This is a genomic window from Streptomyces recifensis, from assembly GCF_002154615.1.
Taxonomy (GTDB): Bacteria; Actinomycetota; Actinomycetes; order Streptomycetales; family Streptomycetaceae; genus Streptomyces; species Streptomyces griseoluteus.
In genome coordinates, this window is the sequence record NZ_MUNH01000504.1 from 1 (window position 1) to 7,348 (window position 7,348).

General features: G+C 70.4%; 7 protein-coding genes and 1 pseudogene. 7 read left to right on the forward strand and 1 reads right to left on the reverse strand.

Annotation, left to right across the window (positions count from 1 at the left end):
- Nucleotides 1-102 precede the first annotated feature (102 nt).
- From CCN33_RS24155 to icmA, 3 genes are all read left to right on the forward strand, one after another.
- On the forward strand, nt 103-612 hold the full coding sequence (locus CCN33_RS24155) for a MarR family winged helix-turn-helix transcriptional regulator (protein ID WP_086695601.1): 510 nt from the start codon (nt 103-105) through the stop codon (nt 610-612).
- Between the two features lie 67 nt (nt 613-679).
- Nucleotides 680-1,018 (forward strand): DUF3817 domain-containing protein, encoded by a 339-nt coding sequence (locus CCN33_RS24160; protein WP_086695602.1) that lies wholly within the window; start codon nt 680-682, stop codon nt 1,016-1,018.
- 74 nt (nt 1,019-1,092) lie between these two features.
- Nucleotides 1,093-2,793: a coenzyme B12-dependent isobutyryl-CoA mutase large subunit gene (gene icmA, locus CCN33_RS24165; RefSeq protein ID WP_086695603.1), complete on the forward strand. Its 1,701-nt coding sequence runs from the start codon at nt 1,093-1,095 to the stop codon at nt 2,791-2,793.
- 6 nt (nt 2,794-2,799) lie between these two features.
- Here icmA and CCN33_RS24170 read toward each other — a convergent pair whose 3' ends face one another.
- Nucleotides 2,800-3,450 (reverse strand): TetR/AcrR family transcriptional regulator, encoded by a 651-nt coding sequence (locus tag CCN33_RS24170; RefSeq protein WP_086695604.1) that lies wholly within the window; start codon nt 3,448-3,450, stop codon nt 2,800-2,802.
- A gap of 223 nt (nt 3,451-3,673) precedes the next feature.
- On the opposite strand from CCN33_RS24170, the gene CCN33_RS24175 reads away from it, so the two are divergent.
- The 4 genes and pseudogenes from CCN33_RS24175 to CCN33_RS24195 form a co-directional block, all read left to right on the forward strand.
- Complete coding sequence (locus tag CCN33_RS24175) at nt 3,674-4,645, forward strand: tetratricopeptide repeat protein (protein ID WP_086695605.1); 972 nt, start codon at nt 3,674-3,676, stop codon at nt 4,643-4,645.
- 623 nt (nt 4,646-5,268) lie between these two features.
- Nucleotides 5,269-5,922 carry a DUF6230 family protein gene (locus CCN33_RS24185; protein ID WP_086695606.1) on the forward strand — a complete coding sequence of 218 codons (654 nt, stop codon included), beginning with the start codon at nt 5,269-5,271 and terminating at the stop codon, nt 5,920-5,922.
- 116 nt (nt 5,923-6,038) lie between these two features.
- On the forward strand, nt 6,039-6,566 hold the full coding sequence (locus tag CCN33_RS24190) for a DUF6114 domain-containing protein (protein ID WP_086695607.1): 528 nt from the start codon (nt 6,039-6,041) through the stop codon (nt 6,564-6,566).
- A pseudogene (locus tag CCN33_RS24195) lies at nt 6,556-7,348 on the forward strand (hypothetical protein); the annotation flags it as partial. The gene CCN33_RS24190 and the pseudogene CCN33_RS24195, both read left to right, overlap by 11 nt.

A 7,348-nucleotide genomic window follows, 5' to 3' on the forward strand; every position in this document is an offset into this window, starting at 1 on the left:
GGTGGGCACGGGGTGCTGCGTGGCGCTCGCCGTGGCGTGCCGGGTGACCGAAAGCCGAGACGGGGCTGCCCGCGATATGACCGGCCGGTAGGGTCTGATGACGTGCCCAAGCCTCTCAGTCTCCCCTTCGACCCCATCGCCCGTGCCGACGAGCTCTGGAAGCAGCGCTGGGGAAGCGTGCCCTCGATGGCCGCGATCACCTCGATCATGCGGGCCCAGCAGATCCTGCTGGCCGAGGTCGACGCCGTGGTCAAACCGTACGGGCTGACCTTCGCGCGCTACGAGGCGCTGGTGCTGCTCACCTTCTCCAAGGAGGGTGAGCTGCCCATGTCCAAGATCGGCGAACGGCTGATGGTCCACCCCACCTCGGTCACGAACACGGTCGACCGCCTGGTCAGGACGGGCCTGGTCGCCAAGCGGCCCAACCCCAAGGACGGCCGCGGCACCCTCGCCGTCATCACCGACAAGGGCCGCGAAGTCGTCGACGCCGCCACGCGGGACCTCATGGCCATGGACTTCGGCCTCGGCGCCTACGACGCGGAGAGCTGCGGCGACATCTTCACGCTCCTGCGGCCACTGAGGGTGGCGGCGGGGGACTTCGACGACGCCTGACCTGCGGGACCGCGCGGGAGCCACCCTGGGGCAAGATCTCCCGGAACGCGTGGTTACGCTCGTACCCATGAAGAAGAGCGTGCTGACCCGCTACCGGGTGATGTCCTACGTCACCGGTGTGCTGCTGGTCCTGCTGACCCTGGGCGTGATCGCCAAGTACCTGCTCCACCTGAACGGCGCCGGCGACTTCACGCGGATCATCGGCATCGCCCACGGCTGGCTCTACGTGGTCTACCTGGTCTTCGCCTTCGACCTGGGCTCCAAGGCGAAGTGGCCGGTCGGCAAGCAGCTCTGGGTGCTGATCGCGGGCACCATCCCGACCGCGGCGTTCTTCGTGGAGCGGAAGATCAGCCACGAGCTGGAGGCCAAGGTCGCACAGCCGTCCCCGGCGGCCGTCAAGGCGTAACCGGAACCGCCGTACACACCCGTACGGCGGTTTCCCATCGACATTTACTAGGACGTCCAAGTAAATTCGATGGTATGGACGCTCACGCGATCGAAGAAGGCCGCCGGCGGTGGCAGGACCGGTATGACCGCGCGCGGAAGCGCGACGCGGATTTCAGTACGTTGTCGGGGGACGCGGTCGAGCCGGTGTACGGCCCGCGGAGCGGGGACGTGTACGAGGGGTTCGAGCGGATCGGGTGGCCGGGGGAGTACCCGTTCACCCGGGGGCTGCACGCGACGGGGTACCGGGGGCGGACCTGGACCATCCGCCAGTTCGCCGGCTTCGGCAACGCCGAGCAGACCAACGAGCGGTACAAGATGATCCTCGCGGCGGGCGGCGGCGGCCTGTCCGTGGCGTTCGACATGCCGACCCTGATGGGCCGCGACTCCGACGACCCGCGCGCGCTGGGCGAGGTCGGGCACTGCGGGGTGGCCATCGACTCGGCCGCCGACATGGAGGTCCTCTTCGGGGACATCCCGCTCGGCGACGTCACCACCTCGATGACGATCAGCGGGCCCGCCGTGCCCGTCTTCTGCATGTACCTGGTCGCCGCCGAGCGTCAGGGCGTCGACCCGGCGGTGCTGAACGGCACGCTCCAGACCGACATCTTCAAGGAGTACATCGCCCAGAAGGAGTGGCTCTTCCAGCCCGAGCCGCACCTCCGCCTCATCGGCGACCTGATGGAGCACTGCGCGGCCGGCATCCCCGCCTACAAGCCGCTCTCCGTCTCCGGCTACCACATCCGCGAGGCCGGTGCCACGGCCGCGCAGGAGCTGGCGTACACCCTCGCGGACGGCTTCGGATACGTCGAGCTGGGCCTCTCCCGCGGTCTCGACGTGGACGTCTTCGCCCCCGGCCTCAGCTTCTTCTTCGACGCCCACGTGGACTTCTTCGAGGAGATCGCCAAGTTCCGCGCCGCCCGGCGCATCTGGGCCCGCTGGATGCGGGACGTGTACGGGGCGAAGACCGACAAGGCGCAGTGGCTCCGCTTCCACACCCAGACCGCCGGGGTCTCGCTGACCGCGCAGCAGCCGTACAACAACGTCGTGCGTACCGCCGTGGAGGCGCTCGCGGCCGTGCTCGGCGGCACCAACTCGCTGCACACCAACGCCCTGGACGAGACCCTCGCCCTGCCCAGCGAGCAGGCCGCGGAGATCGCGCTGCGCACCCAGCAGGTGCTGATGGAGGAGACCGGCGTCGCCAACGTCGCGGACCCGCTGGGCGGTTCCTGGTACATCGAGCAGCTCACCGACCGCATCGAGGCGGACGCCGAGAAGATCTTCGAGCAGATCAAGGAGCGGGGCCTGAGGGCCCACCCCGACGGACAGCACCCCATCGGCCCCGTCACTTCCGGCATCCTGCGCGGCATCGAGGACGGCTGGTTCACCGGCGAGATCGCCGAATCCGCCTTCCGCTACCAGCGGTCGCTGGAGAAGGGCGAGAAGCGGGTCGTCGGCGTCAACGTCGCCACCGGCTCCGTCACCGGCGACCTGGAGATCCTCCGGGTCAGCCACGAGGTCGAGCGCGAGCAGGTCCGCGTCCTGGCCGACCGCAAGGCCGCCCGCGACGACACGGCCGTACGCAAGGCGCTCGACGCCATGCTGGGCGCCGCCCGCTCCGGCGCCAACATGATCGAGCCCATGCTGGAAGCGGTACGCGCGGAGGCCACCCTGGGCGAGATCTGCGGGGTGCTGCGCGACGAGTGGGGGGTGTACACCGAGCCGGCCGGGTTCTAGCCCCCGTCAACTCACCGTTTCCCCCGGCGGGGTGAGGTTCGGGACCGGGGTGGTGAGGCCCAGGAGGAGGATGTGGGTGAAGCCCCGTGCCCACTCCTCGTCCGCCGGCTTGCCGCTGACCAGCGTGCGGTGCACCACCGCCCCGGCCGCCATGTCGAAGATCAGGTCGACCGTGCGCGCGGACTCCTCCGGGTCGGCCTCCGCCGGGAGTTCGCCCCGCTCCTGGGCCCGCGCCCGCCCGGCCAGCACCAGCCGCTTCTGCCGCTCCACGATCGAGGTGCGCACCCGCTCGCGCAGCGCGTCGTCCCGTGTCGACTCCGCGACCACGCCCATCAGCCCGCACTTGGCCTCCGGGCGGTCCAGGATCGCCGCGAACTGGAGCACCACGCCCTCGATGTCGGCCGCCAGCGAGCCGCGGTCGGGCAGCACCAGTTCGTCGAACAGCTCCGCCACCGCGTCCACCACCAGCTCGTGCTTGCCCGACCAGCGGCGGTAGAGCGTCGTCTTCGCCACCCCGGCCCGCGCGGCCACGTCCGACAAGGTGAGCCCGGACCAGCCCAGTTCCACCAGCCCCTCCCGCGTCGCGGCCAGGATCGCGGCATCCGCGGCGGCGCTGCGCGGGCGCCCGGTACGACTGGCGGGGGTGCGGCTCTGCATGAAGAGGACCCTAACCGGGCAGCTCGACAGGTCGTGAGGGAGATCACCGGAAACCGCTGTCGTGGAACCCCCCATTGCTATTACGCTACGACTCGTAGCGAAAGCTCGTGACGGACGTACACGGGCGACGAACACCGGCGCGGGTGGGGACCCGGCGCCGACCGCGATCGCCGACCACGATCGTGTTTTTCCTTCATGCGCCGGAACGGGGGAGGATGGACGCATGCAGCCACGGAACATGTCCATGAGCGGCGTCGTCGACCTCGCCGCGGTGAAGGCGGCCCAGGAGGCCAAGGCCAAGGCGGAGCAGGCGCGCGCCGAAGCCGCCCGGCACGGCGGCGCGGGCGCGGTGTCGCCGGCCGACCTCGTCATCGACGTCGATGAGGCGGGCTTCGAGCGCGAAGTCCTCCAGCGCTCCGCCGAAGTCCCGGTCGTCATCGACTTCTGGGCCGAATGGTGTCAGCCCTGCAAGCAGCTCAGCCCGGTGCTGGAGCGGCTGGCCGTCGAGTACAACGGGCGCTTCCTGCTCGCCAAGGTCGACGTCGACGCCAACCAGATGCTGATGCAGCAGTTCGGGGTCCAGGGGATTCCCGCCGTCTTCGCGGTCGTAGCGGGACAGGCGCTGCCCCTCTTCCAGGGCGCGGCCGACGAGCAGCAGATCCGGGAGACCCTCGACCAGTTGATCCAGGTCGCCGAACAGCGCTTCGGCCTGACCGGTCTGACCGTCGACCCGGACGCCGCTCCGGGCGCCGCCCCCGCCGCCGAGGCGCCGGAGGGGCCGTACGACGCCCTGCTGGCCGCCGCCGTCGAGGCGCTGGACGCGGGCGACCTCGGTGGCGCCGTCCAGGCGTACCGCAATGTGCTGGCGGACGACCCGGCCAACACCGAGGCCAACCTCGGTCTCGCGCAGGCCGAGTTGCTCCAGCGCGTGCAGGGCATGGACCCGCAGCGCGTGCGCCGGGACGCGGCCGAGAAGCCCGGTGACGCGGAGGCCCAGATCGCCGCCGCCGACCTGGATCTGGTGGGCGGTCATGTCGAGGACGCCTTCGGCCGGCTCACCGACACCGTGAGCCGTACCGCCGGCGACGACCGGGACGCGGTACGCCGCCGGCTGCTGGAGCTCTTCGAGGTCGTGGGCGCCGACGACCCGAGGGTGGTGGCCGCGCGCAGAGCCCTGGCACGGGCGCTGTTCTGACGCCGCGTCGGTGCGGGGGGCGCGTGATGCCGGGCTCGCCGAATGGCCGGTCTGGTGCATGAGTGATCACGCTTTACCAAAACTTGGTAAACCGGCCAGCTGTTACTCCGAGTAAGTCACAGCCGTTGATCTGTCCGGCTTCGCCCGAGGATCAACGGCTTTGCTCTGCCCACTGATGGCACGGTCTGTCGCGCTCCGAGACCGCTGGGTCGTTGTTCGGTTATCGCGCCGTTACTAGCCGGTAACGGCGCCCCTTGTGCGGGCGGCGAGAATGCACCACGATCGGCCACGCTCGGTCCATTTCCGCACCCCGGCAGCCGGCCGGGACGCGGGAGACTCTGGGTCCCCACCGAGCAGAGCCGGCGGCAGTGGCGCCGGCTCTGGGGCAGGGGGGTCTTCGCCTTCCCGGTGAAGCCTGTCCCGAAGGTTGTGCGTGATGTGCGTCAGGCGCGACCAGTGGTTGTCGCTCGGGGGTGAACGCCGGTTGTTCGGGCGCGGGTTCGTGCCGCCGAGCACGGGCGCTCCCCTTCCCGAGGACGTAGCACTTCTCCCATCCCTGCCCGGCCGAGCCGCCCCCTGGGGCGATTCCGGGACAGGAGATGTACGTCCGAGAAGGAGGAAATATGGAGTCCCAGGTGCGTGGCGGGACCAGATGGAAGCGCTTCGCTGTGGTCATGGTGCCCAGCGTCGCCGCTACGGCCGTGATAGGCGTCGCCCTCGCGCAGGGTGCTCTCGCCGCGTCGTTCAGCGTGTCCGGTCAGTCGTTCAAGGTGACTGCCGACACGCTCAACGGCACCGGTTTCTCGCAGTACGGCGCGATCGACTCGGGTTACACCCTGACCGGCGAGAAGACGGCCCATCCGGTGGCGGTCTCGGCGTTCTCCAACGCCACGATCCACAAGATGTGCCAGTCGGTCGTCACTCCCGGCATCCCCGGGATCGGTTCGGTCACGCTGCGACTGACGGCCGGTGAGAGCTCCGACCCGAAGAAGCAGGTCGAGGCCGAGAACCTGTACATCGACGTCGAGGACCTCGGCGCTGACGCCACGTTCCACGACATCAACATCGGTGTCGCGGGCAAGGACCTCAAGGGTCCCGGCATCAAGAGCGGTGAGATCGCCAACAAGCAGGTCAACCCGTACGGGTTCGCCCAGGAGGCGACCAGGGCCGAGCTGACCGGTGTGAAGCAGACGGCGTGGGCGACCACCGCCGGAACCTTCAAGCTCAACGGTCTGCACATGGGCCTGTCCACGGGCACCAAGGCCGAGTGCTACTAGGCACTGCCTGACGGGCGGGGGAGTGAGAGCTCTCCCGCCCGTCCACTCTCCGGCCGCCGCTTCACCCGCGGCCCACATCTTCACCACAGCAATGCCGCACCAGGGAGCTGTTTTCCATGAGCGCCGAGACTCCTGCCGCCGCACCCGGCCAGTTCACCCGCCGGAGGCTGCAGTTCCGCGCCTGGCGGGGCGCCCGGCCTTTCTGGGCCGGCCTGTTCGTCATGCTCGGTGGCTTTCCGATCATGTACTTCCCGTACGCCCATCTGCAGATCGGTCATCTGACGGTGGCGATGGCCACCACCGCCGGAGCCGGTTCGCTGATCATCGGCGTGCTGCTCATCGTGCTGGGCATCAGCCTCTGGTTCCAGAAGCATGTACGGGTGTTCGCGGGCGTCGCGGCGATCCTGCTCGCGCTGGTGTCCATCCCCGTGTCCAACTTCGGCGGCTTCGTCATCGGCTTCCTCCTCTCCATGGTGGGCGGTGCCATGGGCATCGCCTGGTCGCCCGGTCCGGCGGCGAAGGCGGAGGAGTCCGGCCGGTACGGCGTCCCCGCCCCGCGCGGCGAGGAGCCGGTGAGCGCGCCGATGGACCTGTCAGGAACGAGCCCGGCCAACGAGGCGAACGGGAGGCACAGTGCCGGCTGACGAGGTGACCCACGGGCCCGATGTGGACGGGTCCCGTGCGAGAACCGGGCCCCGCCACGCGGCCCCCAAGAAGCTGCTGTTCACCCGGCTCCACATGCCGGCCGGGAAGGCCATCGCCTCCGTGGCGATGCCGACGGCGGTACTGATGGGCATGGGCTTCACGTCCACGCTCGCCATCGCCGACAGCGGCGGCGGCACCCCGGCCTCCAACAGCCAGAAGGCGGCCGACTACAAGGACTGCGTCGAGGCGCTGGGCGGCAAGGTGGACGGCACCTCCGCGAGCCCCTCGCCCTCCGCAGGTGAGAGCACAGGCTCCTCCACCCCCAGCCCCTCGGCGTCCGCCGGGGACAAGGCCGGTGCGGGTGACGGCACGGCGTCCTCGCCGGATTCAGGTTCCGGCGATGACGACAAGGGCGGCAGCCCCGCCACCGGTTCCTCCTCGACCGCCTCGAAGCCCGCGGCCGCGCCGTCCGCGCAGGCGCCGGCCACGAAGGACACCTCCGTCGGCACCCCCGCGCCGTCCGCGAGTTCCAAGAGCACCGACGGCGGGCTGCTCGGGACGATCGGGGACGCCCTCGGGGACGTACTGACCGGTGGCAAGCAGGCCGGTACGCCCTCGGCGACTCCGACGCCCTCCGCGACCGCGCCCGCGCCGACCGCCTCCGGCACCCCCGCGCCGTCCGCCTCCTCCCCGGCCCCCACCAAGGGCGACGAGGAGAAGCCGGCCGGGAAGACGGCCGACGCCCCCGCGGCGGGAGCCAAGAGTTCGGCGAAGGCCGGTG